Raw genomic sequence first — 24,530 nt, forward strand, 5'->3', positions numbered from 1 at the left:
TGCCCACGCCGGAATGACAATACCTTTACGTCAACGGCAGTGGCTGCTGCCGTGTTAGCACACTCGAAACGCAAGGAGCAACATGAGCGTATTTGCGAAGGCCAAGGCCTCCCGCTCAAAGTCCCTGAAGTCCGTTCTCGGTGGGATCGCAATGGTCGGAGTCGGAGCATTGGTGCTCGCAGGCTGCACGCCGACTGAGAACCCCGATGGCCCGTCGGGTCCGACCGAGCAGCTCACCCTGAAGATCGGCACACTTCTGCCGCAGACGGGATCACTCTCCTTCCTCGGCCCGCCCGAGGAAGCTGGTGTCGCGCTGGCCGCCAAGGAGATCAACGAGGCGAACCTTGGCATCACGGTGGAGATCACCTACGGCGACTCGGGCGACCCGGACAACAAGGCCTACGCAACGGCCGTCCCAACCCTGCTGAGCGCGGGCGTGTCTGCGATCATCGGTGCCGCGGCATCCGGTGTCTCGAAGCTCGTGATCGACCAGATCACCGGTGCCGGCGTGATTCAGATCTCGCCCGCGAACACGTCCCCCGACTTCACGACGTGGGACGACGGCGGCCTCTACTGGCGTACTGCGCCGTCTGACCTGCTGCAGGGCGAGGTCCTCGGCAACCTTGTCGCAGAGGAGGGTGCAAGCAGCCTCGGGATGATCGTCATCAACGACGCCTACGGAACCGGACTGGAGAAGGTCACGGCCGAGACGTTCGAGAACGCGGGCGGCACGGTTGTGGCCACCGAGTACTTCAACGACGGTGACACCAACTTCAGCGCGCAGATCTCGACCGTGCTGGCCCAGGACCCCGACGCGATCGCACTGATCACGTTCGACCAGGCCTACACGATCCTGCCGGCGCTGAAGGACCAGGGCTACGACATGTCGAAGGTCTACCTCGTTGACGGCAACACCAAGCAGTTCGGCGCCGACCTGCCCGCCGGCACCGTCGAGGGCGCCACGGGCATGGCCCCCGGACCGTCGCTTGCCGACGACTTCCAGGACCGCCTGAACGACGCCTGGCAGACCGAGCTCGATGGCGCTGAGCCGCTGTCGGACTTCCTGTACGCGGCTGAGTCGTACGACGCTGTCATGCTCCTCGCGCTGGCTGCGCTGGCCGCCGGTTCGACCGACGGTGCCGACATCGCTGCCAAGCTGCAGGAGGTCTCCGGTGGTGGAGACGACCCGGGTGAGAAGGCTACCGACTTCGCGTCGGCAGCTCAGATCATCCTCGACGGCGGCAAGGTCGACTACGACGGCTACTCGGGCGGTATCAAGTTCGACGACGCCGGAGACCCGACCGACGCCACGATCGGTATCTTCAAGTACGGGGCCGACAACATGCACACCCGCACCAACTAGTTGATGCGCAAAGAAGGGCCCCGCCACAAGGCGGGGCCCTTCTCCTGTTGTCAGGCAGCCGCAGCGGCTAGTAGGCAGCCGCAGCAGACGCCACGCTGCGCGCCTGGCGCTCCAGCAACGGTGAGGGGCCCCGCCATCCGGCGGGGCCCCTCACCGTTCACGTGCTCGGCTTAGGCGACTTCCTCGCCCAGGGTGCCGAGGTACAGGCTGATGACCTTGGGGTCGTGCAGCAGTTCCCGACCGCTGCCCGTGTAGGCGTCCCGGCCCTGATCGAGCACGTACGCACGGTCTGCGATCTGCAGGCACCGGCGCGCGTTCTGCTCGACCATGATGGTCGTCACGCCGGCCTTGTTGATCTCCGAGACCCGGATGAATGCCTCATCCTGGCGCACAGGCGAGAGGCCCGCGGAGGGCTCGTCGAGCAGCAGAACCTCGGGGTCCATCATGAGCGCGCGCGACATGGCCACCATCTGGCGTTCACCGCCGGAGAGGGAGCCTGCACGTTGCTTCAGTCGGGACTTCAGCTCGGTGAACAGGGACGTGACGAACTCGAGGCGCTCGTTGTAGATCTTCGGGTTCTGGAAGAGTCCCATCTGCAGGTTCTCTTCAATCGTGAGTGTCGGGAAGACGTTGTTGTTCTGGGGCACCATCCCGACACCCCTCGCGACGAGCTTGTCCGCGGGCAGGTCGGTGATGTCCTCCCCGTTCAGGGTCATCGAGCCGCCGCGGACGTGCACCTGACCGAAGATGGCCTTGAGCAGCGTTGACTTGCCGGCGCCGTTGGGTCCGATGATGCCGATGAGCTCGCCCTTGTGCGCGGTGAGCGAGCACCCGGTGAGGATGTTCACGCCGGGCAGGTAGCCCGCGACGAGGTCCGTTACCTCGACAACCAGTTCGCTGTTGGTCACGGCTGCACCTTCTCTTCCTGGATGTCGTCACCCGGCCGGGTGGTCGACCCGGCCTCCGTCTGGAGCGCCTCCTCGACGATGTCGTCGACAAGGTGGTCTTCATGGATGACGTCGATTCGGCCGGTGACAACGCCCAGATCGGTGTCGAGGTGACTGCCCAGGTAAGCGTCGATGACGGCGAGGTCCTTCATCACTTCATCCGGTGGTCCCTCGGCGACGATGCGACCCTCAGCCATGACGACCACCCAGTCGGCGATGTGACGGACCATGGCCATGTCGTGTTCGACGAAGAGGACGGTCATGCCCGAGTCCTTGAGACCAAGGATGTGGTCGAGGAGTGACTGGGTGAGCGCCGGGTTGACGCCTGCCATCGGCTCGTCGAGCATCACCAGAGTCGGGTCGCTCATGAGCGCGCGCGCCATCTCGAGGAGCTTCCGCTGGCCGCCGGACAGGCTAGCGGCGTAGTCGTCCTTCTTAGTGTCGAGCTTGAAGCGCTCGAGGAGGGCCAGCGCCTTCTCCTCGATCTCCTCCTCCTGCTTCCTCCACAGCGCCGGGATGAGCCCGTTCCAGAACTTCTCGCCCGCTTGGTTCTTCGCGCCGAGCTTCATGTTCTCGAGCACCGTCAGGAGCGCGAGGGACTTGGTCAGCTGGAAGGTGCGGACTTGGCCAAGTTGCGACACCTTGAACGCTGGAATCCCGGCGAGGTTCTTGCCGTCGAACTCCCACGTGCCCGTGTCCGGCTTGTCGAAGCCGGTCAGCAGGTTGAACAGGGTTGTCTTGCCGGCACCGTTCGGCCCGATGAGCGCGGTGATAGCGCCGCGCGGGATCTCGAGGTGCTCGACGTCGACCGCCTTGAGGCCACCGAACGAGCGCGTGACGTTGTCGGCGACGATGATCGGGTCGACCTTCGGCACGCCGGGGCGGATCTCGCCGACGTGCAGTCCGGTCGACTTGATACGTGGTTGGTTAGCGGGCATTGAAGGTCATCTCCTTCTTGTTGCCGAGAATGCCTTGCGGACGGAATGCGACGATGAGAATCAGCGCGACTCCGACCAGGATGTAACGCAAGTTCCCCGCCTGAGATGGGTTGTTGAGGCCGGGGATCATGCCCGTGGATGCCAACGCGGGGAGCACGTTCGCGAGGAACGCCATGATCAGCCAGTAGAGCAGCGAGCCGAGCACCGGACCGAAGATCGTTGCCGCGCCACCAAGGAGCAGGATCGTCCACAGGAAGAACGTCAACGACGGCAGGTAGTACGCCGGGACCACTGCCGACGGCAGTGCGACGACGAATCCGCCCAGTGCGCCGAGGACACCACCGAGCACGAGGACCTGCATCTTGTACGCGAACACGTTCTTGCCGAGTGCGCGCACCGCATCCTCGTCCTCTCGGATGCCGCGAACCACGCGACCCCACGGGCTGCGCATGACCAGCCAGACGACGAGAAGTGCGAGGCCGAGCAGGATCAGGCCGAACACGCGCACCCAGAGGTCCGTCGCCGACCAGGTCCAGGGCCCGAAGCCGTACGTGCCGGGCGGGAAGGGGTTGGCGGAGCGGAAGCTCTCGTGGTACCCGCCTAGGCCGTCGGCGGAGTTTGTGTAGTCATCGAAAATCGTCGACTGGAACAGCAGCCGCACGACTTCCGCCGCAGCGATCGTCGCGATTGCGAGGTAGTCGGCGCGGAGGCGCAACGTCGGCAAGCCGAGGATGAGCGCGAACACGACCGCGGCTACCACGCCGACCAGCAGTCCGCCCCACCAGGGGAAGCCAAACGTGAGCACCGAGATCGCGTAGCCGTACGCGCCGAGCGCCATGAAGCCGGCCTGGCCGAAGTTCAGCAGGCCGCCGTAGCCGAAGTGCACCGCGAGGCCGAGGGTGGCGATCGCGTACGCGATCGTCTCCGGCATGAATACCCACGCGAGCGTGTTGTTGAGAATCAATCCCCAGTCCATGGTGCTAGCCGATCCTCTCTCGACGACCCAGGATGCCCTGAGGTCGGAACAACAGCACGACGATCAGGACCGTCAGCGCGCTCACATATTTGATGTCGGATGGCAGCCACAGGGTTGACACTTCGACCATGAGGCCGACGATGATCGATCCCAGGAGCGCGCCGAACGCGGTCCCGAGACCGCCGAGCACGACTGCGGCGAAGATCAGCAACAGGATCTGCCAGCCCATGTCCCACCTGATCCCAGGGCGGAAGTATGCCCACAGCACGCCGGAGAGGCCAGCAAGCGCGGACCCGAGGATCCAGATGATCCGCACCACGCGATCGACGTTGATGCCGGAGGCGGCGGCCAGCGACGCGTTGTCGGAGATGGCCCGAGTCGCCTTGCCGGTGCGGGTGTTGATCAGCCAGTATGCGACGCCGATCAGCACAGCGAGCGAGACGCCCATGCTGATCATGTCCGTGATCGAAAGCTTGATCGGCCCCAGGAGCTGGATCTTGGTCGAGCCCGGGTTCGGCAGCTGGAAGACGCCCCCGCCATAGAAGAAGAGATAGACGTAGCGAAGCCCCAGGGAGAGACCAATGCTGATGATCATCAGCTGCACGACGCTCAATCCGCGTTTTCGCATCGGTTTCCAGAGCCCGATGTCCTGCGCGAGCCCGAACAGTCCGGCGAGGATCACGGCGATGGGGATCGCTATCCACATCGGGAACGCGAGGTGCACGCCGAAGGTCAAAGCCATCAACGCCCCGAAGGTGACCATTTCGGCGTGCGCGAAGTTCGAGATGCCGGTTGTGCCGAAGATCAGAGATAGGCCGATCGACGCGAGCGCGAGCATGAGGCCGAAGTTGAGGCCGTTCATGATGCGGCCGGCGAGCTGTTCGCTGAACGGCGTGACCTGCCGCACACCCTCGCCGAGGAAGAAGTTCACTGTCGCGTTGTTCGTCAGGCCGAACTCGGCTTCCTTCGTGGCGCTTCCCTCAGCGACGATGACGCCTTTGGGGAGGGTCTCTTCGTCCAGGGTGATCGTGTACGTCTCGTCCTTATCGGGAACGCCTACACGCCAGCGCCCGTCCTCCCCGGTGACCACCTCGGCGTCGTACCCGCCGCCCTCCACTGTGATCCGGACGTCGGCAAGTGGCTTGTCCTCGAACTTCACGTTGCCGCTGAAGATGAAGTCGTATTCGTCGGTTCCGACCTCATCGGCGAGAGCCGGGGACGCGACGAACGTTGACAGGGTAATCGCCGCGAAGACGGCAGCAAACAGCAGACTTAAGCGTCTGACTGGTCGTTGGCGTACTCGGGCTCGGGGTCGACCAGGAACGTGCACAAGACCTCCAAGACGTCGCCAGCGAGCAGGCCGAGTCGGCATGGTTCTGGCTTCGTCATCGTTGACGATACGTGCCGATTATGGCGTAACTGTCACGCCCGTGCCACACCGCTGGGCCAATGTGCTACCGCGGGAACAGAATCGACAGTCGAACCGTTAACATTGACTACCGGTATTCACTGTGGCATCCGGTCCTTCCCTCCCGTCCCACTCCAGGAGAATCATGGATCAGCCAGACCCCTTCGGCTTCATCGGGCTCACCTACGACGACGTCATGCTGCTGCCAGGGCACACCGACGTCATCCCGAGCGAAGCGGACACGTCCAGTCGGCTCACCCGGCGCATCCGGGTCAGCACACCACTGATCTCGGCCGCCATGGACACCGTGACCGAGGGGCGCATGGCCATCTCGATGGCCAGGCAGGGTGGCTTGGGCGTGCTGCATCGCAACCTGTCGATCGAGGACCAGGCCGGGTTCGTCGACAAGGTGAAGCGCAGCGAGTCGGGCATGATCACCAATCCGGTCACGACGACGCCGGATGCGACGGTCGCCGAGGTTGACGCGGTGTGCGGCCAGTTCCGCGTATCGGGTCTGCCGGTGATTGAGGGTGACGGCACGCTCGTTGGAATCATCACCAACCGTGACATGCGTTTTGTCTCCCAGTTCGAGAAGTCGACGACCCTCGTGCGGGACGTCATGACGAAGATGCCGCTTATCACCGCACCCGCCGGCATCGACCCCGACGGGGCGATCGCCATCTTCGCCGAGCACAAGATCGAGAAGCTGCCGCTCGTCGACGAGCGAGGACGCCTGACTGGTCTCATCACGGTGAAGGACTTCGACAAGACCGAGCAGTACCCGAACGCCACCAAGGACGATGAGGGCCGGCTGCGCGTTGGCGCCGCGATCGGCTTCTTCGGCGACGCGTGGGAGCGCGCCGGTGCGCTCGCCGACGCCGGTGTCGACGTCATCGTCGTGGACACCGCCAACGGCGACTCCGCCGGTGAGATCAGCATCATCCGTCGACTCAAGGCCGACCCCGCGTTCGCGAACATCGACATCATCGGCGGCAACGTCGCGACGCGTTCCGGTGCGCAGGCGCTGATCGATGCAGGCGCGGATGCGATCAAGGTCGGCGTCGGGCCGGGTTCCATCTGCACGACGCGCGTGGTCGCGGGTGTCGGCGTGCCGCAGGTGACCGCGGTGTACGAGGCATCGCTGGCCGCCCGTGAGGCGGGCGTCCCAGTGATCGCCGACGGCGGTTTGCAGTACTCGGGCGACATCGCCAAGGCGCTCGTTGCCGGCGCGGAGACCGTGATGCTCGGGTCGCTGCTGGCCGGGACCGACGAGAGCCCCGGCGAGCTCATCTACGTCAACGGCAAGCAGTTCAAGACCTACCGCGGTATGGGGTCCCTCGGTGCGATGCAGACGCGCGGCACGAAGACCTCCTACTCGCGCGACCGGTACTTCCAGGCCGATGTGCCGAGCGACGAGCAGCTGATCGCGGAGGGCATCGAGGGCAAGGTTGCGTATCGCGGCCCGGTCTCATCGGTCGTCTACCAGCTGGTCGGTGGCCTGCGCCAGTCGATGTTCTACGTCGGCGCGCGCACCATGGACGAGCTGCGCGCGAAGGGCAAGTTCGTGCGGATCACAGCGGCCGGGCTGAAGGAATCGCACCCGCACGACATCCAGATGGTCGCGGAGGCGCCCAACTACCGTCGCTGAGCCTCGTCGGCGGTGCGCGCCTAGACTGAGGGCGTGACTGAAGTGGAGATCGGCCGCGCCAAGCGCGCTCGCCGCGCATACTCGTTCGACGACATCGCGGTGGTGCCCAACCGGCGCACGCGCGACCCTCAGGATGTCTCGGTGTCGTGGACGATTGACGCGTACAAGTTCGAAATCCCCTTCTTGGCCGCGCCCATGGACTCGGTCGTCTCCCCGGAGATCGCCATCCGGATCGGCCAGCTCGGCGGCCTCGGCGTGCTCGACCTCGAGGGCCTGTGGACCCGGTACGAGGACCCGCAGCCATACCTGGACGAGATTCGCGGGTTGCCTGATGCCGAAGCCACCAGCCGCATGCAGAGGATCTACGCCGAGCCGGTGAAGCCGGAACTCGTCACCAGCAGGCTGGCCGAGATCCGCGAGGCCGGAGTCACCGTCGCCGGCGCGCTCTCCCCGCAGCGCACCCAGCAGCTGTACAAGACGGTCATCGAGGCGGGTGTCGATCTGTTCGTGATCCGCGGCACGACCGTCAGCGCCGAGCATGTCTCCCAGAACCAGGAGCCGCTCAACCTCAAGAAGTTCATCTACGAACTCGACGTCCCGGTGATCGTGGGCGGCGCATCCGGATACACGCCCGCGCTGCACCTCATGCGCACCGGAGCCGCAGGCATTCTCGTCGGCTTCGGGGGTGGCGCAGCGTCAACGACGCGCGCCGCGCTCGGCATCCACGCGCCCATGGCGAGCGCCATCGCGGATGCCGCCGGTGCCCGACGCGACTACCTTGACGAGTCGGGCGGCCGCTACGTGCACATCATCGCCGACGGCGGACTCGGCACCTCGGGCGACATCGTCAAGGCGGTGGCGATGGGTGCGGATGCCGTGATGCTCGGCAGCACGCTGGCACGCGCCACCGACGTGCCCGGCGGCGGCTTCCACTGGGGAGCCGAGGCCCACCACGCCGAGCTGCCCCGCGGCAACCGGGTGCGTGTTGGCCAGGTGGCGCCGCTCGAGCAGATCCTGTTCGGGCCGTCAACGGTCGCAGACGGCACGGTGAACCTGGTCGGCGCGCTTCGCCGGTCGATGGCGACGACTGGGTACTCGGACCTCAAGGAATTCCAGCGCGTCGACGTGGTCGTCTCGCCTTACCACGACTGACATGGTGACCGACCGCTCCCGACTCGGTGCCCCGGAGCGCGCTGCCGCCATCGCCAGGATGCGGGACGGCGAACTGGACGTCCTGGTCGTCGGTGGTGGGGTGGTCGGCGCCGGTGCAGCCCTGGATGCCGCGACGCGCGGCCTGCGAGTGGGGCTGGTCGAGGCCAGGGACTGGGCCTCTGGCACGTCGAGTCGTTCCTCGAAGCTGGTGCACGGCGGCATCCGGTATCTGGAGCAACTCGACTTCTCGCTCGTGCGGGAGGCGCTCGTCGAGCGCGGTCTGCTGCTGGAGAAGCTCGCGCCCCACCTGGTGCGGCCGGTGCGGTTCCTGTACCCGCTGACAGTACCGCTTGTGGAACGCGGCTACATCGGGGCCGGCATGGCGCTGTATGACGTGATGAGCTACACCGGTGGCCGCTCGCCGGGGGTGCCCCACCACCGGCACCTGAGTCGGCGGCAGGTGCAGCTGGCGATGCCTGGGCTGCGCACCGACGACATCCGCGGCGGGATCAGCTATTTCGACGCGCAGGTGGATGACGCGCGGTTCGTGGTGACGCTCGTGCGCACCGCGGCGCAGTACGGTGCGCAGGTTGCGAACCGGCTGCGAGTGGAGGGCTTCCTCAAGGAAGGTGACCGCATCGTCGGCGCTCGAGTGCGCGACTACCACGCTGGCGGGCAGGTCGAGATCCGGGCGAAGCGAGTCGTCAACGCGACCGGGGTGTGGACCGACGACACCGAGGCGCTGACCGGAGATCGGAGCCGGATGCGCGTGCGCGCGTCCAAGGGCGTGCACCTGGTGGTGCCGAAGGATCGGTTCCACTCCACCATGGGCGTGCTGCTGCGCACCGAGAAGAGCGTGCTGTTCGTCATCCCGTGGGGCCGGCACTGGATCATCGGCACGACCGACACCGACTGGAACCTGGACAAGGCGCATCCGGCCGCCACCGCCGCGGACATCGACTACCTGCTCCAGCGCGTCAATCGGGTGCTCGCCGAGCCGCTCAGCCGAGAGGATGTCGTCGGCGTCTATGCCGGGTTGCGGCCGCTGCTGGCGGGGGAGAGCGACGACACCTCTAAGCTGTCTCGCGAGCACGTCGTGGAGAGCACGGTGCCGGGAATGGTGTTCGTCGCCGGGGGCAAGTTCACCACCTACCGAGTGATGGCAATGGATGCGATCGATGCGACCGGCGTGACGACTGTGCCGAGCGTGACGGCGGACACTCCGCTGGCCGGCGCCGACGGATTCGCCGCCGCCTGGACTGTGCGTGATGCGCTGGCGGCCGACTTTGGCATCCGGGAGCGGAGTGTCCGGCACCTGCTGCACCGCTACGGGGCGCTCGCCTCTGACGTGCTCGAGTTGATTCGCGGCGACGCATCGCTTGGGGAGCTGCTGCCAGGCACGCGCGACTACCTGCGCGCGGAAGTCGTCTATTCGGCGAGTAGCGAGGGGGCACTGCACCTGGACGACGTGCTGACCCGGCGCACCCGCATCTCGATCGAGGCGGCGGATCGCGGAGTAGCCGCTGCGCCGGTGGTCGCGCGGCTCATGGGCGGCGTACTCGGCTGGGATGAGCAGCGCATCGAGCGCGAGGTCGAGTTGTACCTCGAGCGCGTGTTCGCCGAGCGGGGGAGTCAGGAGCAGCCGGATGACGCATCCGCCGACCGGGTGCGGTTGAGCGCGCGCGACAGCATGGGCCTGCTGTGAGTGCCCTAGGCGGAGTCGGCAGCGGTGACGATCGGGTTCCCGGCGGTGATCCACGCCTGGATGCCGCCGGCGATGTTGACCGCGTCGTGGCCGTTCTGGCGTAGGTAGTCGGCCACCCTCCCGCTGCGCGCGCCGGAGCGGCACAGCACGTACACCGTGCCATCCGGAATCTCGTCGAGGCGATTCAGGAAGTCGGACATCGGGATCAGCGGCACCCCGTCGATGTGCCCCTCGTCGTACTCGCTCTGCTCGCGTACGTCGATGATGCTGGGCGACTCGAGGCGCGTGAGCTCGTCGATGGTGATTTCGTGTTGCACGCGTTCAGCCTAAACGGCGCTCTCGATCACCACCCCTGTTCGGGGGTTGCCCGTCCTGCTGATATACCGATAGTGTCTCGGGAAATTGCTCTTCCGCACCCTCGGATGCAGCAGGTCCAGTACTACCCGAAAGGCTTCCACATGAAGCGTCCATCCTTTGCCCTGCCCGCTGCCGCAGCTGCGACAGCCCTGATCATGACGGCGGCGATGGCGCTTCCCGCGTCCGCTGCGTCATCAACCGACTACGTGGTCGCTGGCGACATCGCGCCCGGTCCCGAGACCGATGCGACCTACCTCGGCTGGCACGAGGGCGGATCCGGTACGGATGTCCGTCATGACGTCCGCTGGGACGGTCTGCACATCGCGACCAGCGGCACACCCTCGCAGATCATCAACGGGCTGGTGGCCGGAGGAACGCTCGGCCTACCGACCGACGGAGCTGAGCTTCTCGGACTCATCACAAGCTCCTCGGTCACCGTCTCGCAGGGCAGTGTCACCCTTCAGGTGGCGTTCACCGCCGACGACTCCATCACCGGTTACTGGGGAACCCTCCGACCGGCCGCTGCCTACGGAGTTGGAACCAGCACGCCCAGCGCAACTGACAGCTGGGTCTCCAGCAAGACCATCACCGGGACGTCGATCGTCCAGGATGTCCCACAGTCGCTCCAGGACATCGTGACCGAACTGGCGGCCGCAGGCGACCAGCTCCGCTACTCCGCATTCGGCGTATGGGCGGGCACCCATTCGGTGGTCGAGCAGATCACTTGGGCTGACGTCGAGTACCGCTTCACCGCGCAGCCGCTCGCCGCTCCGGCGGCGACCGACCGGTGGGTGCTCGAGTCCGAGATTCGCCCGAACGCAACGCCGTACGCCGGCTGGCATGAGGGGTACCCCAATGCCACCCCGGCATATGACGTGATCAGCACCGGGCTCAGCTTCGGCAACGGCGCGAACTCTCAGATCATCAACGGTCTCGCGACGCCGCTGACGACGCTCGAGCTCGAGCGCCTCATCACCACCGCGAGCGTGACCGTCGTCTCGGGCGAGGCGTTCTTCCAGGTGCCGCTGTTCGTCGGCCCGACCGACGAGTTCACCACGCTGCGGCCCGCGAACGCGGCAACCCCCAGCGCCAACAGCACGTTCTCGCTGTTCAGCCAGTGGGTCCTCAGCCGTCCGGTTGCCGGGCTCCCGGCCAACACCCCGATGCGCCTCGGTGACATCATCGACGCGCTCGAGGCGGCGGGAGAGGTCGACGTGCTCGCGTTCGGTGTGCTCGCCCAGGCCACCGCACCGGCCGTGGTCGCGAACCTCGAGTGGGACGGCGTGCGCTACAACTTCACCGCACAGCCGGCCGCTGCCACACCCCCGGCGCTGGCTGCCACGGGAACAGACGGCATCGTTCCGTTGAGCATCGCCGGCCTGCTCCTTCTCGCGGGCGTTGCGCTGGTGACTGTGCGCATCCGCCGCTCCAAGGCGTAGCAGTCTGAACCGCTGATCGCCCGGTCGCTGATTCGTTCAGCGGCCGGGCGATAGGCTTTTGGGGGAGCATTGGTGGAACAGCGGATGGGTGACGAGTGAGCATGTGGGCCGTCGCTCGCCGTCCCAAGTGGATCGCCGCGCTGCTGCTGGCTCTCGGAGTTGCCGCCGCGTTCGCGGCACTCGGCCAGTGGCAGCTCGAGCGCAGCATTGACACCGGCACCGTGATCGAGCGGGACACCGAGACCGTGATGCCGCTGACAAGCGTCGCCCAGCCGCAGGCATCCGTCTCCGGGGCGGCGGACGGGCAACTCGTCGCTATCGCCGGGCGGTTCCTCGACGACGAGTACCTCACGATCGCCGACCGCATGAACGGCGGCGAGAGCGGCTTTTGGGTCGTCGGACACCTGCAGACACCGGATGCGGCCGGCTTGGCAGTAGCGCTCGGCTGGACCGCCGACCGTGACACCGCCGAGGAGGTCGCCGCGGGCCTCGGCGCCGAGGAAGTGCAGCTCACCGGTCGCTACGTTGCTGGTGAGGGCCCGCAGGAGTCCGACTTCGAAAGCGGCGAGCTCGCCACCGTATCGCCTGGCGCGCTGATCAACCTATGGCCGACGATCGATTCAGGCGGCGTGTACGGCGGCTACGTTGTGGCCGACGACCCGGTCGGCGGGCTCGAGGCGATCGACTCGCCGGCACCGTCGACCGAGGTGCAGGTCAACTGGCTCAACGTCTTCTACGCGGCCGAATGGGTCATCTTCGCCGGGTTCGCGGTGTTCCTGTGGTGGCGGGTCGTCAGGGACGAATGGGAACGCGAAGAGGCCGCGCTGGCCGCCGACGAGCGCCCAGAACGGGCCGAATAGACTAGGTTCATGCCGCTTGCCCCACGCGTTTCTGATGCCCCGCGCATCCGTCGCACCCTCTCTGTCTTCAAAGTCTCCGCCGCCATCACGGGCGTCTTCCTGCTGCTGCTCGTGCTCATGATGGTGTTCCGCTACGGGTTCGGCGCAGACATCGAGATGAACGGGCCGGACGGGTTCCTTGCCCTCACGCCGCAGGACGCGATCACCGGCATCAACCTGTCCACGGTCATCCTGATCGTGCACGGTTGGCTGTACGTGCTGTACCTCGGTTGCGACTTTATGCTGTGGCGGCTGCTGCGCTGGCCGTTCAAGAGCTTCCTCTTCATCGCGCTCGGCGGCATCGTCCCCGGACTCTCCTTCTTCTTCGAGGTGTCGGTGCCCAAGCGAGTGAACGCCGAACTGGCCGAACTTGAGAAGGAGCTCGTGTGAGTACCCCGGAGCGCGACACCGAGCAGCGACCCGTTCTCGTCGTCGACTTCGGCGCGCAGTACGCCCAACTCATTGCCCGCCGCGTGCGGGAGGCGAGCGTGTACTCGCAGATCGTTCCGCACACCATCACCGCCGCGGAGGTCAAGGAGCTCGACCCGGCCGGCATCGTCCTGAGCGGTGGGCCGTCGAGTGTGTACGAGCCCGGGTCCCCGAGCCTCGACCCGGGCATCCTCGAGCTCGGCGTGCCGGTGCTGGGCATCTGCTACGGCTTCCAGGTCATGGCCAAGCAACTCGGCGGCGAGGTCGCCAACACCGGGTTGCGCGAGTACGGCGCGACGCAGGTGTCCGTCGTCGACCGCGGCACGCTGCTGGATGGTCAACCGGATGCGCAGACAACCTGGATGAGCCACGGTGACTCGGTGGCGAAGGCGCCGGAGGGATTCCGCGTGCTCGCCTCGACCCAGTCAACCCCGGTGGCAGCCTTCGAGAACCCGGAGCGGGGTCTCTACGGTGTGCAGTGGCATCCGGAGGTGAAGCACTCCGAGTTCGGGCAGAACGTGCTCGAGAACTTCCTCCACCGCGCGGCAGGCATCGCCGCCGAATGGAACGCCGGCAACGTCATCGCGGAGCAGGTCCAGCGCATCCGCGAGCAGATCGGTGATGCGCGCGTCATCTGCGGCCTGTCCGGCGGGGTCGACTCGGCCGTCGCCGCAGCGCTCGTGCACGAGGCGGTCGGCGACCAGCTCACCTGCATCTTCGTCGACCACGGACTGCTGCGCCAGGATGAGCGCCGTCAGGTCGAGGAGGACTACGTCGCCTCCACCGGCGTGCGGCTCGTCACGGTCGACGCTGAGGAGCAGTTCCTCGACGCGCTCACTGGCGTCACCGACCCGGAGACGAAGCGCAAGATCATCGGGCGCGAGTTCATCCGCTCGTTCGAGAACGCCGCGGAAGCGCTCGTGCTCGAGGCGCAGGCCGGCGGTGAGCCGATCCGCTTCCTCGTGCAGGGAACCCTGTACCCGGATGTCGTCGAGAGCGGTGGCGGCAGCGGTACCGCCAACATCAAGAGTCACCACAACGTCGGCGGCCTGCCGGAGGATCTGCAGTTCGAGCTCGTAGAACCGCTGCGCGCCCTGTTCAAGGACGAGGTGCGAGCCATCGGCCGCGAGCTTGGCCTGCCGGAAGCGATCGTGAACCGGCAGCCGTTCCCCGGACCCGGCCTCGGCATCCGGATCGTCGGCGAAGTTACCCACGAACGGCTCGAACTGCTGCGGAAAGCGGATGCCATCGCGCGCGGCGAGCTGACCGCCGCCGGACTCGACGACGAGATCTGGCAGTGCCCGGTCGTGCTGCTCGCGGACGTGCGCTCGGTCGGCGTGCAGGGCGACGGTCGCACCTACGGGCACCCAATCGTGCTGCGCCCGGTGTCGAGCGAGGATGCGATGACCGCCGACTGGACGCGCCTGCCGTACGACGTGCTCGCGCGCATCTCCAGCCGGATCACCAACGAGGTGCCCGGAGTGAACCGGGTGGTGCTCGACGTCACGTCGAAGCCGCCGGGCACCATCGAGTGGGAGTAGTTGGGCTCTGGGCCGCTTGCGCGGGTCGAACTCCCGCGCGCTGGTCGAATTGGACGCGCGCGTGGAAGGTTGACCCGCGCGCGCGATCTCTGCGCCTGCGCGACTAAACGGCTAGTGGCACCGCGTGGATCTCGTCAGCCGGGTGTCCGGTGCGCTCGTGAATGCGCCGAACCGCGTCGGCTGATGGGGATTCGGACAGGCAATAGACCAGTCCATCCTCCGGATTCGCCCACGCCTGCTTGAAGATCACACCCTCTTCGCCCTGGATGGCGAGGTCGGCTTCGTGCGCGGCCTTCAACTCATCCGCCGTGATGCCGACCATGTTGCGGTGTACGTCCATGAACTCTGGCATGGCGCTACCTCATCTCTTTCGAGCGGTATTTCTGCGCACAGTACGCTCGGGCAGGTGCGCCGTCAACAGGTTGTCGACACAGTCGCCATTCACGTTGCGGGAGAACAGGAACGAGCGCCGCTTAACGACGCGAGCGCCGCTGAAATATCAGCGGCGCTCGCGCAATCCGGCGGCGGAAACTATTCGCGGAAGATCGCGATGAGGCGCAGGATCTCCAGGTACAGCCAGACGACCGTGACCATGATGCCGAACGCTGCGGTCCAGCCGTAGATGCGCGGCGCGCCACGCTCGACACCGGTCTTGATGTCCTCGAAGTCCATGACGAGCGAGTACGCGGCGAGCAGGATGACCAGCACACCGAGGATCAGGCCGATCGGAATGCCGAAGATCTCCTGGCTGCGCAGCCCGAACATGCCGCTGGTCACGCCGGTCCACATGAGCACGATGTTGACGACGGAGAAGGCCAGGTAGCCGAGCATCGCGATCATGAAGATCTTGGTGGCCTTCTTGGTCGCACGCACCTTGCCGCTCGCGAACAGCGCGAGGGTGATGCCGACGACCGCGAGGGTTCCGAACACGGCCTGCGGCACGATGCCGTCGAACAGGCTCGAGAACATCACCGAGATGCCACCGACGAACACGCCCTCAACCGCGGCGTAGCTCAGCACGAGGGCGGGGGATGGCTTCTTCTTGAAGATGTTGACCAGCGCAAGTACGAAGCCGACCAGCGCCGCGGGCAGCGCGAGAACGGGTACGAACCAGCCGACTGCTGCACCGGCGACCAGGATGGCGAAGCTCACAACCGTCTTGACGATCGTGTCCTCGTAGGTCATCCGGTCGGTGTCGACCGGGGTCGCCGCCGGGCGGCCGTACATTTCGTCGAGCTGTTCTGCCGAGAAATCCGGTGCTGCCGGTCGCGCGAGGGCCTTTGCCGCATTCGCGGTGAATGCCGGAGAGTTGCTGAATGCAGGGTTGGACATTATTCCTCTTGCCGTGAAGTGGATGTGGTCAAAGACCAATCTACCGTGCCCGCATCCGGTTTCTACCGTTGATCACTGTCAGAGAACGGCCAAGCCAGGCGGATGCCGCCACAACGGCGCCCGCGATCGCGACCACGAGCGCGTTGTTTCCGTACTGCGGGAACGCGCCGGCGAGAACGGCGGCCGCGCCGATCGGCAGCAGCAGGCTGAGGTAGCTCGGCCACGGGCGCTGCCGCACAAGGAACCATGCGGCCAGTGGGATCGCGAGGAAATACGCGGAGCTGGCCCCGTTCAGCACCAGAACCGTCGCCAGACCGCTGGGCACGATCACGAGCGCGCGGCGCCAACCGGCCCCGGGAAGGATGCCCCAGCCGGCGGCGTGCAGTGCGAAGCCGATGCCGAGGAACGGGAGCGAATACGCGGAGGTCGCCTGCACGAGCAGCCCGCCCGCAAAGAGCATCAGCAGCGCACCGACGTACCGCGCGCGGTAGCTGCCCCAGCGCAGCGGGAGGGTCGCGGTCGGCTCTCGGCTCCCGGCATCCGGTGGCGCCGACGGCCTGATCGCGCCGGGAATGGCCGCCTTCGTCGGAGCGCCGCAGTGCACGCAGTACTTCCAGCTGTCGTCCAGTTCCCGCCCGCAGCTGTTGCACCTCCCCATACGTTGCAGGGTACCAATTGCCCCGATCGCGTACCGTTGCCCTGTGCGAAGCGACCGGCTGCCCCTCGTCATCGCCCATCGCGGCGCGAGCGGCTACCGACCCGAGCACACGCGGGACGCGTACCTGCTTGCCATTGAGATGGGGGCGGATGCGGTGGAGCCGGACATCGTGGCGACGCGCGACGGCGTGCTCGTCATCCGGCATGAGAACGAGATCTCCGGGACGACGGATGTCGCCGCGCACCCCGAGTTCGCTGACCGCAGGACCACCAAGGTCATCGACGGGCAGCGGGTGACCGGCTGGTTCACCGAGGACTTCACTTGGGCGGAGCTCGCCACGCTGCGCTCACTCGAGCGGCTGCCGCGCATCCGGAAAGCGAATGCCGCCTTCGACGGTCAGCAGGGCGTGCTGCGCCTGAGCGACCTGCTTGCGGTGCTCGATGAGGCGCAACGGCCGGTCGGGTTGGTTGCGGAGGTCAAGCACGCGACCCACTTTGATTCGGTCGGCTTGCCGCTCGATGAGCTTCTGACCGCCGAGCTCGGCGGGTGGGCCCGCGACGACCGGCTGATCGTCGAGTCGTTCGAGACGACAGTGCTCGGGAAGCTGCGTGGGCGCGGTGTGAGCGCGCCGGTCGTCTTCCTGGTCGAGGCGACCGGATCGCCCGCGGACGAGGTCGCCCTGCTCGGAAACGCCGCACCGACCTACGCCGATCACCTCACCGACGCCGGCCTCGACGGGTTGGCCGGCAAGGTTGACGGAATCAGCGTCGCCAAGAGCATCCTGTTGGAGTCGGCTGAACTGGTCGAGCGTGCCCACGCGCGATCCTTGCGCGTCTTCACCTGGACGCTGCGCGCCGAGAATCGCTTCCTCGACCCACGCTTCCGGCTGGGCGGCTCCGGCTTTGGCGACTGGATGTCCGAGTTCCAGCTGATCATGCACAGCGGCGTCGACGGCGTGTTCGCCGACCAGCCCGACCTGGCGATCACCGCGCGCAGCAGCCTCGACGACTAGCGGCCCCGACAGATAGGGGACTCGTGTCCCGAGCCCGCGGGACAGCGCGCTCTGGGGCAAGGGACTGCCCATTCGCGAGTGTTGTCGAGCGATCGGATGATCGCCGCGGTAATTGCCGTGCTCTCGACAAGGACAAACGTGCATCCCACATCACACCCCCACCCGAAACTCAAGCGCGCGCTCCACCTCGGTGGCGCAGTCGCCCTCGCGCTTTCGCTGAGCGTCCCGCTCGCTGTCGTCTCGACCGCGCTCGACTTGGCTCCTGCCGCGTACGCCGCGGTCGAAACTCTCGACTTCCGGGCGTCTGCATCCGTTGGCCAGCCCACCCTTCGCGTGCAAGCCGACGTCATTGTGAATGGCACAGTTCGCGGAGACCTGTACCCGCACGCTGAGATTTTCGGACCGGACGGCGTCTACTCACAGGGCCAGCTCGCCTTGGCTGGGCCGGGCAGCACCATCAAGGTGGCCGAGTTCGCGGACCTGCCGGACGGCCTCTACAGGATCCGGCTGACCGTCGACATTGATGGGGAACCGTATTACGACGAGTTCTACGCAAGCATCGCAGCCCGCGAAAGCGACGCACCTGTCGTCTCTGCAGCGCTCACCCCCGGACCGAACGCTTCGGGCTGGAGCAACACGAGCACGACGCTGAACATCGACGCCGTCGACAGTGCAGCCGGTGTGCGCTACATCTACTACAGCATCGACAAGGGGCCCAGCATCCGGTCGGGAGTCAGCGTCGGCAACAGGCACAACGCCCGCGCCGCGCACGTGTTCAGCTCGAACGGCACCCCGCTCGTCGACTTCTGGGCGGAGGACTGGCAGGGCAACTTCAGCGAGCCGCAGAGCACGACCGTGCGGATCGACACGACCGGGCCCACCATCGACATCCAGTCGCCCGCTGAAGACTTCACCGTGTTCATCGGCGATGAGCTGAACGCCAACTTCTCGTGCGAGGACGCCGCATCCGGTGTCGCCTCGTGCGAAGGAACAGTGGCCGACGGTGAGAGCCTGCCGACCGACGTGGCCGGCGACTTCGACTTCACCGTCACGGCCACCGACCTCGCCGGCAACACCTCCGCCCGGACCGTGACCTACACCGTCCGTGACATCGACGGCCCGCAGGTCACGATGGAGCCGGTCGGTGTGAACTCCAGCGGATGGCTGAACCGCAGCAGCTCGGTGCGCGTGTATGCCGACGATGCAAGCCGAGTTGCCTACTTGTACTGGAGCTACGAGGCGACGAACGGTGACATCGTCCGCGGCGAAGCGTTCGGCGAGGAAACCACGATCGAGTTCACCGAGAGCGGCGAGTACCTGGTGTGGGCCGGCGCGATCGATGAGCACGAGAACGGCGAAGAGCCCGTTAGTGCTCGCTTCAACGTCGACATGGATGACCCCGTGATCTCGGTTTCGGTGCCGCAGCCGGTCGGCCCGCTGCCCGGCGAGTACCAGCAGGGGCAGCGCCTCGTCGCTGACTTCGAGTGCACCGATGCGCTCTCCGGTATCGCCGACTGCGACGCGTCAGTCGCGAATGGCGAGCAGCTGCCGACCGATGAGGTCGGCGAGTTCGAGTTCACCGTGACCGCGACGGATGTTGCCGGTAACGAGGTCACGCGCGTCGTGTCCTACCGCGTCGTCGCGTCCACGGCACCATCCATCCCGACGGTGCTCGCCCAGACCGGCGCGAACGCGCTGCCTGGCCTGCTCGCCGCCGGCGCGACCCTCTTGATCGGCGGCGCCCTGGTCGGCATCCGCCGGTTCTCCCGCCGCTAGCGCCCAGTTGCCCGCTTCGGCCCCTGTTTGTGCACGATTCAGGGGCCGAAGTGGGCAACTTGCGTTCTGGTGCAAGGAGCCGGCGGTCCCGACAGGCTCGAGTACCGAGAGACGCGCGCGGCCGGAGCGAGTCAGTCGCCCAGCCTAGAATTGGGTGGCAATGACCAACCTGCGCGAACTAGCCGACCACATCTCGCCCTTGCTGGAGGGACTCAACCCGCAGCAGCGCGAGGCCGTCGAGCATCGCGGACCGGCGCTGCTGATCCTCGCCGGGGCAGGCTCCGGCAAGACCAGCGTGCTCACCCGCCGCATCGCCCACCTCATCGCGTCACGGGATGCCTGGCCGAGCCAGATCCTCGCCATCACGTTCACGAACAAGGCGGCCGGCGAGATGCGCGAGCGCGTGCAATCGCTCGTCGGCGGAGCCGCCGACGGGATGTGGATTTCCACCTTCCACTCGGCGTGCGTGCGCATCCTACGTCGTGAGGCGGAGAGCTTCGGCTACACCAAGAGCTTCACCATCTACGACTCGGCCGACTCACGCGCCCTGATCAAGCGCATCATCAAGGACCTCGACGCCGACACCTTCGGCTTCACCGTCAGCCAGGTCGCCGGGCGCATCTCCAAGCTCAAGAACGAACTGCAGGACATCGAGAGCTACGCGCGCGGCGCCAATTTCAGCGACCCGGCCGAGGCCGTCTTCGTGGAGATGTTCCGCCGCTACACCGCGGAACTCACGCGCGCCAACGCGTTCGACTTCGACGACCTCATTGCGCAGACGGTGTACCTGTTCCGCGCCTTCCCGCGGGTGGCCGCGCTCTACCAGCGGCGGTTCCGACATATTCTCGTTGACGAATACCAGGACACTAACCACGCCCAGTACTCGCTCATCCGGGAGCTGACTCGCCCGCCCGCCCCGGAGGATCTGGCTGGCGCCGTCGGTTTCGACGGTATGCCGCTTCAGGAATATGACCGGCCGCTGCCGCCGGCATCACTTACCGTCGTCGGTGACTCCGACCAGTCGATCTACGCGTTCCGCGGGGCAGACATCCGGAACATCGTCGAATTCGAACGCGACTTCCCGCAGACGAAGGTGATCCTGCTCGAGCAGAACTACCGGTCGACGCAGAACATCCTCAGTGCGGCCAACTCGGTGATCGCGAACAATTTCGATCGCAAGGACAAGAAGCTGTTCACCACGATCGGCGACGGCGAGAAGCTGATCGGATTCACCGGCTACAGCCAGCACGACGAAGCGCAGTTCATCGCCGACGAGATCACGACGTTGCGAGAAGCGGGAACCGACTACAAGGACATCGCCGTCTTCTACCGCACCAACGCGCAGACCCGTGCGCTGGAGGAGATCTTCATCCGCTCGGCGATCCCGTACCGGGTGCTGGGTGGCACCAAGTTCTATGAGCGCGCCGAGATCAAGGATGTGCTCGGCTACCTGATCGCGGTCGCCAACCCGGCCGACCCCATCGCTCTGCGGCGCATCCTGAACACTCCGAAGCGGGGAATCGGTCCGGCGACCGAGGCGGCGCTGCAGAGCCACGCTGATAAGGCGGGGATCACGCTGCGCGAGGCGTTGCGGTTTGCCGGCGACCTGGGCCTCGGGCCGAAGGTGACCTCAGCGATCATGGGTCTTTCCGCGATCCTTGACGAGGCGACCCACCTGGCCGACCCTGAGGGGTCACGGTCACGCCCGGCGCCCGTGCCGGATGTGCTGGCGCTGCTGCTCGAGCGGACCGGGTACCTCGATGTGTTGCACAACAGCCGCGACCCGCAGGATGAGGCCCGCGCGGAGAACGTCGAAGAGTTGATGTCCGTCACGCGGGAGTTCCAGCGGAACAACCCGGATGGCACGCTCATCGACTTCCTCACCGAGGTCTCGCTCGTCGCCGCCGCGGACGAATTGGACGACTCCAGCGGCACCGTCTCGCTCATGACGCTGCACACCGCCAAGGGGCTGGAGTACGAGGTGGTGTTCCTCGCCGGCGTCGAGGAGGGTCTGCTGCCGCACCAGATGTCGGCGGGTGAACCGGGCGGCCCTGCCGAGGAGCGCCGCTTGTTCTACGTCGGACTCACGCGTGCCAGGCGGCTGCTGTACCTGACACTTGCGATGACTAGGGCCCAATTCGGCGACGTCGCCGTGGCGATGCCGTCGCGGTATCTCCAGGAGATCCCGCCGGAGCTCATCGACTGGCGACAGTCGCCGGGGATGGCGACCTCACGCGGTGGAACGCAGCCGCGAGCGCTCAACGCGCGGCGCGGAGCGTTCGGGGCCGAGGGTATCGGCGGCTACGCGCTCGAATCATCCGGGCCGGGCGCAACGGCACGGGCACGGATGGCAGCGCGCGCCGAGAAGCCGAAGACGGAGTGGGCGAATCGGGTCACGGGCACGGTGCGCGACAACGGCGACCTGACCCTCGCGGTCGGTGATCGCATCCGGCACACCGACTTCGGCGACGGCAAGGTGACGGCTGTCACCGGCAACGGACCGAAGTCGGTCGCCGAGGTGCAGTTCGACACCGCGGGCCGCAAGCGCCTGCTGATCAAGATCGCGCCGATCGAGAAGCTCTGACGCGCTGTGCCCGAGGGGTCGGTAACCGGCCTTCCTGGTGATGGAAAGGCCCTTTTGTGACCGCCGGGCAGTTCGGCCTCAGAGCACGGTCGCGCCGAAGCGACCACGGCGCCTCTATGGAAACATCGTCCGTTCTTAACCGGGCCTCCATGACCGGCTCGGGGAAACCGTGCATTTCCACGGGGTAGGCTCTTCGATGGCCCGATTGTCTCGACGTCAAACAATGTGCGCGCTGGCAGTGGCCGATTCTGCTCCTCGACTTCACGCATTGGACTAAGACTGTGGATCTTTTCGAGTACCAGGCCCGTGACCTCTTTGAGGCCTACGGCGTGCCTGTGCTGGCTGGCCTTGTGGCCGACACCCCTGAAGAAGCGAAGGCGGCGGCCGAGAAACTCGGTGGCACCGTTGTCGTGAAGGCCCAGGTGAAGACAGGCGGCCGCGGCAAGGCGGGCGGCGTGAAGGTCGTCCACAACCCGGATGAGGCGTTCGCGGCGGCGCAGCAGATCCTCGGCCTCGACATCAAGGGCCACATCGTCAAGCGCGTGATGATCGCGGCCGGTGCGGCGATCGACCGCGAGTTCTACTTCTCGGTGCTGCTCGACCGGGCCAACCGCTCCTACCTTTCTCTCACGAGCGTCGAGGGCGGCATGGAGATCGAGCAGCTCGCGGTCGAGAAGCCCGAGGCGCTCGCACGCATCGAGGTCAACCCGCTCGAGGGCATCAGCGAGGCGAAGGCGAAGGAGATCGCATCCGCCGCAGGCTTTCCCGACGAGCTGACGGACAAGGTCGCCGACGTTTTCGTGAAGCTGTTCGAGGTCTACAAGAACGAAGACGCGACCCTCGTCGAGGTCAACCCGCTGGTGCTCACCAAGGACGGCGAGATCATCGCCCTCGACGGCAAGGTGACCCTGGACGACAACGCGTCGTTCCGCCACCCCAAGCACGAGCTGCTCGAGGACAAGTCGTCGGCCGACCCGCTCGAGGCGAAGGCCAAGGAGAACGACCTCAACTACGTGAAGCTCGACGGTGAGGTCGGTGTCATCGGAAACGGTGCCGGGCTCGTCATGTCGACCCTCGACGTCGTCGCCTACGCGGGCGAGAAGCACGGCGGGGTGAAGCCGGCCAACTTCCTCGACATCGGCGGTGGCGCATCCGCTGAGGTGATGGCAGCCGGGCTCGACGTGATCCTCGGCGACCCGCAGGTCAAGAGCGTGTTCGTCAACGTCTTCGGCGGCATCACCGCGTGCGACGCGGTCGCCAAGGGCATCGTCGGCGCGCTCGCCGAGCTGGGCGCATCCGCGAACAAGCCGCTCGTTGTCCGCCTCGACGGCAACAAGGTCGAGGAGGGCCGCGCCATCCTGCGGGATGCGAACCACCCGCTGGTCACCCTCGCTGCGAACATGGACGAAGGCGCCGACAAGGCCGCCGAGCTGGCTAACGCCTGACACACGAGACTGAAGAGCTAGGAAATAAGAGAATGTCGATCTTTCTGAACAAGGACTCCAAGGTCATCGTGCAGGGCATCACCGGCAGCGAGGGCACCAAGCACACCGCGCTCATGCTCAAGGCCGGCACCAAGGTGGTCGGCGGCGTGAACGCTCGAAAGGCCGGCACGACCGTGCTGCACGGCGATGTCGAGCTGCCGGTGTTCGGCACCGTTGCTGAGGCAATCGAGAAGACGGGCGCGGATGTCTCCATCGCCTTCGTCCCGCCGGCGTTCACCAAGGACGCGATGATCGAGGCCATCGACGCCGAGATCCCGCTGCTCGTGGTGATCACCGAGGGCGTTCCGGTGGGCGACACCGCTGAGGCGTGGGCGTACGCGACCAGCAAGGGCAACACGACCCGGATCATCGGGCCGAACTGCCCGGGCATCATCACCCCGGACGAGGCTCTCGTCGGGATCACTCCGGCGAACATCACCGGCAAGGGACCGATCGGACTCGTCTCGAAGTCGGGAACGCTGACCTACCAGATGATGTACGAGCTGCGCGACCTGGGCTTCTCCACCGCCATCGGCATCGGCGGCGACCCGGTCATCGGAACGACCCACATCGACGCGCTCGCCGCGTTCGAGGCCGACCCGGAGACCAAGGCGATCGTGATGATCGGTGAGATCGGCGGCGACGCCGAGGAGCGCGCAGCCGACTTCATCAAGGCCAACGTCACCAAACCGGTCGTCGGCTACGTCGCGGGCTTCACCGCTCCGGAGGGCAAGACGATGGGTCACGCCGGCGCGATCGTGTCCGGCTCCGCCGGTACCGCGCAGGCCAAGAAGGAAGCACTCGAGGCCGCGGGCGTGAAGGTCGGCAAGACCCCGTCCGAGACCGCGACCCTGATGCGCGAGGTGCTCGCCTCCCTGTAGG

The 24,530-nt window shown here is 66.4% G+C and carries 21 protein-coding genes; 13 read left to right on the plus strand and 8 right to left on the minus strand.

Annotation, left to right across the window (positions count from 1 at the left end; all coding sequences use genetic code 11):
* Positions 1–82 precede the first annotated feature (82 nt).
* Positions 83–1,363 carry an ABC transporter substrate-binding protein gene (locus HGK58_RS04125; protein ID WP_168626247.1) on the plus strand — a complete coding sequence of 427 codons (1,281 nt, stop codon included), beginning with the start codon at positions 83–85 and terminating at the stop codon, positions 1,361–1,363.
* 170 nt (positions 1,364–1,533) lie between these two features.
* Here HGK58_RS04125 and HGK58_RS04130 read toward each other — a convergent pair whose 3' ends face one another.
* From HGK58_RS04130 to HGK58_RS04145, 4 genes are read right to left on the minus strand one after another with little or no spacing between them, the layout of a single operon-like run.
* A complete protein-coding gene (locus HGK58_RS04130; protein WP_168626248.1) occupies positions 1,534–2,271 on the minus strand; it encodes an ABC transporter ATP-binding protein in 738 nt (245 codons plus the stop codon).
* A complete protein-coding gene (locus HGK58_RS04135) occupies positions 2,268–3,248 on the minus strand; it encodes an ABC transporter ATP-binding protein (protein WP_168626249.1) in 981 nt (326 codons plus the stop codon). The genes HGK58_RS04130 and HGK58_RS04135 overlap by 4 nt, the downstream gene beginning before the upstream one ends.
* Entirely contained in the window at positions 3,238–4,224 is a 987-nt protein-coding gene (locus HGK58_RS04140; protein ID WP_168626250.1) for a branched-chain amino acid ABC transporter permease, read from the minus strand. The genes HGK58_RS04135 and HGK58_RS04140 overlap by 11 nt, the downstream gene beginning before the upstream one ends.
* A 4-nt stretch (positions 4,225–4,228) precedes the next feature.
* Positions 4,229–5,383: a branched-chain amino acid ABC transporter permease gene (locus HGK58_RS04145; RefSeq protein WP_349236120.1), complete on the minus strand. Its 1,155-nt coding sequence runs from the start codon at positions 5,381–5,383 to the stop codon at positions 4,229–4,231.
* Between the two features lie 394 nt (positions 5,384–5,777).
* On the opposite strand from HGK58_RS04145, the gene guaB reads away from it, so the two are divergent.
* From guaB to HGK58_RS04160, 3 genes are read left to right on the plus strand one after another with little or no spacing between them, the layout of a single operon-like run.
* Positions 5,778–7,280 carry an IMP dehydrogenase gene (gene guaB / locus HGK58_RS04150; protein WP_168626252.1) on the plus strand — a complete coding sequence of 501 codons (1,503 nt, stop codon included), beginning with the start codon at positions 5,778–5,780 and terminating at the stop codon, positions 7,278–7,280.
* A gap of 33 nt (positions 7,281–7,313) precedes the next feature.
* Positions 7,314–8,432: a GuaB3 family IMP dehydrogenase-related protein gene (locus tag HGK58_RS04155; protein ID WP_168626253.1), complete on the plus strand. Its 1,119-nt coding sequence runs from the start codon at positions 7,314–7,316 to the stop codon at positions 8,430–8,432.
* 1 nt (position 8,433) lies between these two features.
* Entirely contained in the window at positions 8,434–10,137 is a 1,704-nt protein-coding gene (locus HGK58_RS04160) for a glycerol-3-phosphate dehydrogenase/oxidase (RefSeq protein WP_210422593.1), read from the plus strand.
* Between the two features lie 5 nt (positions 10,138–10,142).
* Here HGK58_RS04160 and HGK58_RS04165 read toward each other — a convergent pair whose 3' ends face one another.
* A complete protein-coding gene (locus HGK58_RS04165; RefSeq protein ID WP_168626254.1) occupies positions 10,143–10,454 on the minus strand; it encodes a rhodanese-like domain-containing protein in 312 nt (103 codons plus the stop codon).
* A 141-nt stretch (positions 10,455–10,595) separates the two neighbouring features.
* On the opposite strand from HGK58_RS04165, the gene HGK58_RS04170 reads away from it, so the two are divergent.
* The 4 genes from HGK58_RS04170 to guaA all read left to right on the plus strand — a co-directional run bounded on the left by HGK58_RS04170 (position 10,596) and on the right by guaA (position 14,802).
* Positions 10,596–11,933 (plus strand): LPXTG cell wall anchor domain-containing protein, encoded by a 1,338-nt coding sequence (locus HGK58_RS04170; protein WP_168626255.1) that lies wholly within the window; start codon positions 10,596–10,598, stop codon positions 11,931–11,933.
* A gap of 101 nt (positions 11,934–12,034) precedes the next feature.
* Positions 12,035–12,793, plus strand: coding sequence for an SURF1 family cytochrome oxidase biogenesis protein (locus tag HGK58_RS04175; RefSeq protein ID WP_168626879.1), 759 nt, complete (start codon positions 12,035–12,037; stop codon positions 12,791–12,793).
* Between the two features lie 9 nt (positions 12,794–12,802).
* Positions 12,803–13,222 (plus strand): DUF3817 domain-containing protein, encoded by a 420-nt coding sequence (locus HGK58_RS04180; RefSeq protein WP_168626256.1) that lies wholly within the window; start codon positions 12,803–12,805, stop codon positions 13,220–13,222.
* The gene (gene guaA, locus HGK58_RS04185; RefSeq protein ID WP_168626257.1) at positions 13,219–14,802 is read left to right on the plus strand and encodes a glutamine-hydrolyzing GMP synthase; all 1,584 of its coding nucleotides are present in this window, start codon (positions 13,219–13,221) and stop codon (positions 14,800–14,802) included. The genes HGK58_RS04180 and guaA overlap by 4 nt, the downstream gene beginning before the upstream one ends.
* Positions 14,803–14,905: 103 nt before the next feature.
* Here the strand turns inward: guaA and HGK58_RS04190 are convergent, their stop codons facing one another.
* The 3 genes from HGK58_RS04190 to HGK58_RS04200 all read right to left on the minus strand — a co-directional run bounded on the left by HGK58_RS04190 (position 14,906) and on the right by HGK58_RS04200 (position 16,792).
* Positions 14,906–15,154 (minus strand): SCO4226 family nickel-binding protein, encoded by a 249-nt coding sequence (locus HGK58_RS04190; RefSeq protein WP_168626258.1) that lies wholly within the window; start codon positions 15,152–15,154, stop codon positions 14,906–14,908.
* Positions 15,155–15,333: 179 nt separating this feature from the next.
* The gene (locus tag HGK58_RS04195; RefSeq protein ID WP_168626259.1) at positions 15,334–16,134 is read right to left on the minus strand and encodes a Bax inhibitor-1/YccA family protein; all 801 of its coding nucleotides are present in this window, start codon (positions 16,132–16,134) and stop codon (positions 15,334–15,336) included.
* Positions 16,135–16,174: 40 nt separating this feature from the next.
* Positions 16,175–16,792: a zinc ribbon domain-containing protein gene (locus tag HGK58_RS04200; RefSeq protein WP_168626260.1), complete on the minus strand. Its 618-nt coding sequence runs from the start codon at positions 16,790–16,792 to the stop codon at positions 16,175–16,177.
* A 43-nt stretch (positions 16,793–16,835) separates the two neighbouring features.
* Between HGK58_RS04200 and HGK58_RS04205 the strand changes: the two genes are divergently transcribed.
* The 5 genes from HGK58_RS04205 to sucD all read left to right on the plus strand — a co-directional run bounded on the left by HGK58_RS04205 (position 16,836) and on the right by sucD (position 24,529).
* Positions 16,836–17,804 (plus strand): glycerophosphodiester phosphodiesterase family protein, encoded by a 969-nt coding sequence (locus tag HGK58_RS04205; RefSeq protein WP_168626261.1) that lies wholly within the window; start codon positions 16,836–16,838, stop codon positions 17,802–17,804.
* A gap of 138 nt (positions 17,805–17,942) precedes the next feature.
* On the plus strand, positions 17,943–19,580 hold the full coding sequence (locus HGK58_RS04210) for an LPXTG cell wall anchor domain-containing protein (protein WP_168626262.1): 1,638 nt from the start codon (positions 17,943–17,945) through the stop codon (positions 19,578–19,580).
* Positions 19,581–19,740: 160 nt separating this feature from the next.
* Positions 19,741–22,164: a UvrD-helicase domain-containing protein gene (locus HGK58_RS04215; protein WP_168626263.1), complete on the plus strand. Its 2,424-nt coding sequence runs from the start codon at positions 19,741–19,743 to the stop codon at positions 22,162–22,164.
* 281 nt (positions 22,165–22,445) lie between these two features.
* Positions 22,446–23,609, plus strand: a complete 1,164-nt coding sequence (gene sucC / locus HGK58_RS04220) for an ADP-forming succinate--CoA ligase subunit beta (protein WP_168626264.1) — start codon at positions 22,446–22,448, stop codon at positions 23,607–23,609.
* 32 nt (positions 23,610–23,641) lie between these two features.
* Positions 23,642–24,529 (plus strand): succinate--CoA ligase subunit alpha, encoded by an 888-nt coding sequence (gene sucD, locus HGK58_RS04225; protein WP_168626265.1) that lies wholly within the window; start codon positions 23,642–23,644, stop codon positions 24,527–24,529.
* Position 24,530 lies beyond the last annotated feature (1 nt).

It is taken from the genome of Cryobacterium sp. BB307 (assembly GCF_012274275.1).
Lineage (GTDB): Bacteria > Actinomycetota > Actinomycetes > Actinomycetales > Microbacteriaceae > Terrimesophilobacter.

What these genes read in the sequence shown, in the direction of transcription:
- HGK58_RS04125 (WP_168626247.1), top strand. Translation starts at nt 83, where the DNA reads ATGAGCGTATTTGCGAAGGCCAAGGCCTCCCGCTCAAAGTCCCTGAAG.
- HGK58_RS04135 (WP_168626249.1), bottom strand. Translation starts at nt 3,248, where the DNA reads ATGCCCGCTAACCAACCACGTATCAAGTCGACCGGACTGCACGTCGGC.
- HGK58_RS04140 (WP_168626250.1), bottom strand. Translation starts at nt 4,224, where the DNA reads ATGGACTGGGGATTGATTCTCAACAACACGCTCGCGTGGGTATTCATG.
- guaB (WP_168626252.1), top strand. Translation starts at nt 5,778, where the DNA reads ATGGATCAGCCAGACCCCTTCGGCTTCATCGGGCTCACCTACGACGAC.
- HGK58_RS04160 (WP_210422593.1), top strand. Translation starts at nt 8,434, where the DNA reads ATGGTGACCGACCGCTCCCGACTCGGTGCCCCGGAGCGCGCTGCCGCC.
- HGK58_RS04170 (WP_168626255.1), top strand. Translation starts at nt 10,596, where the DNA reads ATGAAGCGTCCATCCTTTGCCCTGCCCGCTGCCGCAGCTGCGACAGCC.
- HGK58_RS04175 (WP_168626879.1), top strand. Translation starts at nt 12,035, where the DNA reads ATGTGGGCCGTCGCTCGCCGTCCCAAGTGGATCGCCGCGCTGCTGCTG.
- HGK58_RS04180 (WP_168626256.1), top strand. Translation starts at nt 12,803, where the DNA reads ATGCCGCTTGCCCCACGCGTTTCTGATGCCCCGCGCATCCGTCGCACC.
- HGK58_RS04190 (WP_168626258.1), bottom strand. Translation starts at nt 15,154, where the DNA reads ATGCCAGAGTTCATGGACGTACACCGCAACATGGTCGGCATCACGGCG.
- HGK58_RS04195 (WP_168626259.1), bottom strand. Translation starts at nt 16,134, where the DNA reads ATGTCCAACCCTGCATTCAGCAACTCTCCGGCATTCACCGCGAATGCG.
- HGK58_RS04200 (WP_168626260.1), bottom strand. Translation starts at nt 16,792, where the DNA reads ATGGGGAGGTGCAACAGCTGCGGGCGGGAACTGGACGACAGCTGGAAG.
- HGK58_RS04215 (WP_168626263.1), top strand. Translation starts at nt 19,741, where the DNA reads ATGACCAACCTGCGCGAACTAGCCGACCACATCTCGCCCTTGCTGGAG.
- sucD (WP_168626265.1), top strand. Translation starts at nt 23,642, where the DNA reads ATGTCGATCTTTCTGAACAAGGACTCCAAGGTCATCGTGCAGGGCATC.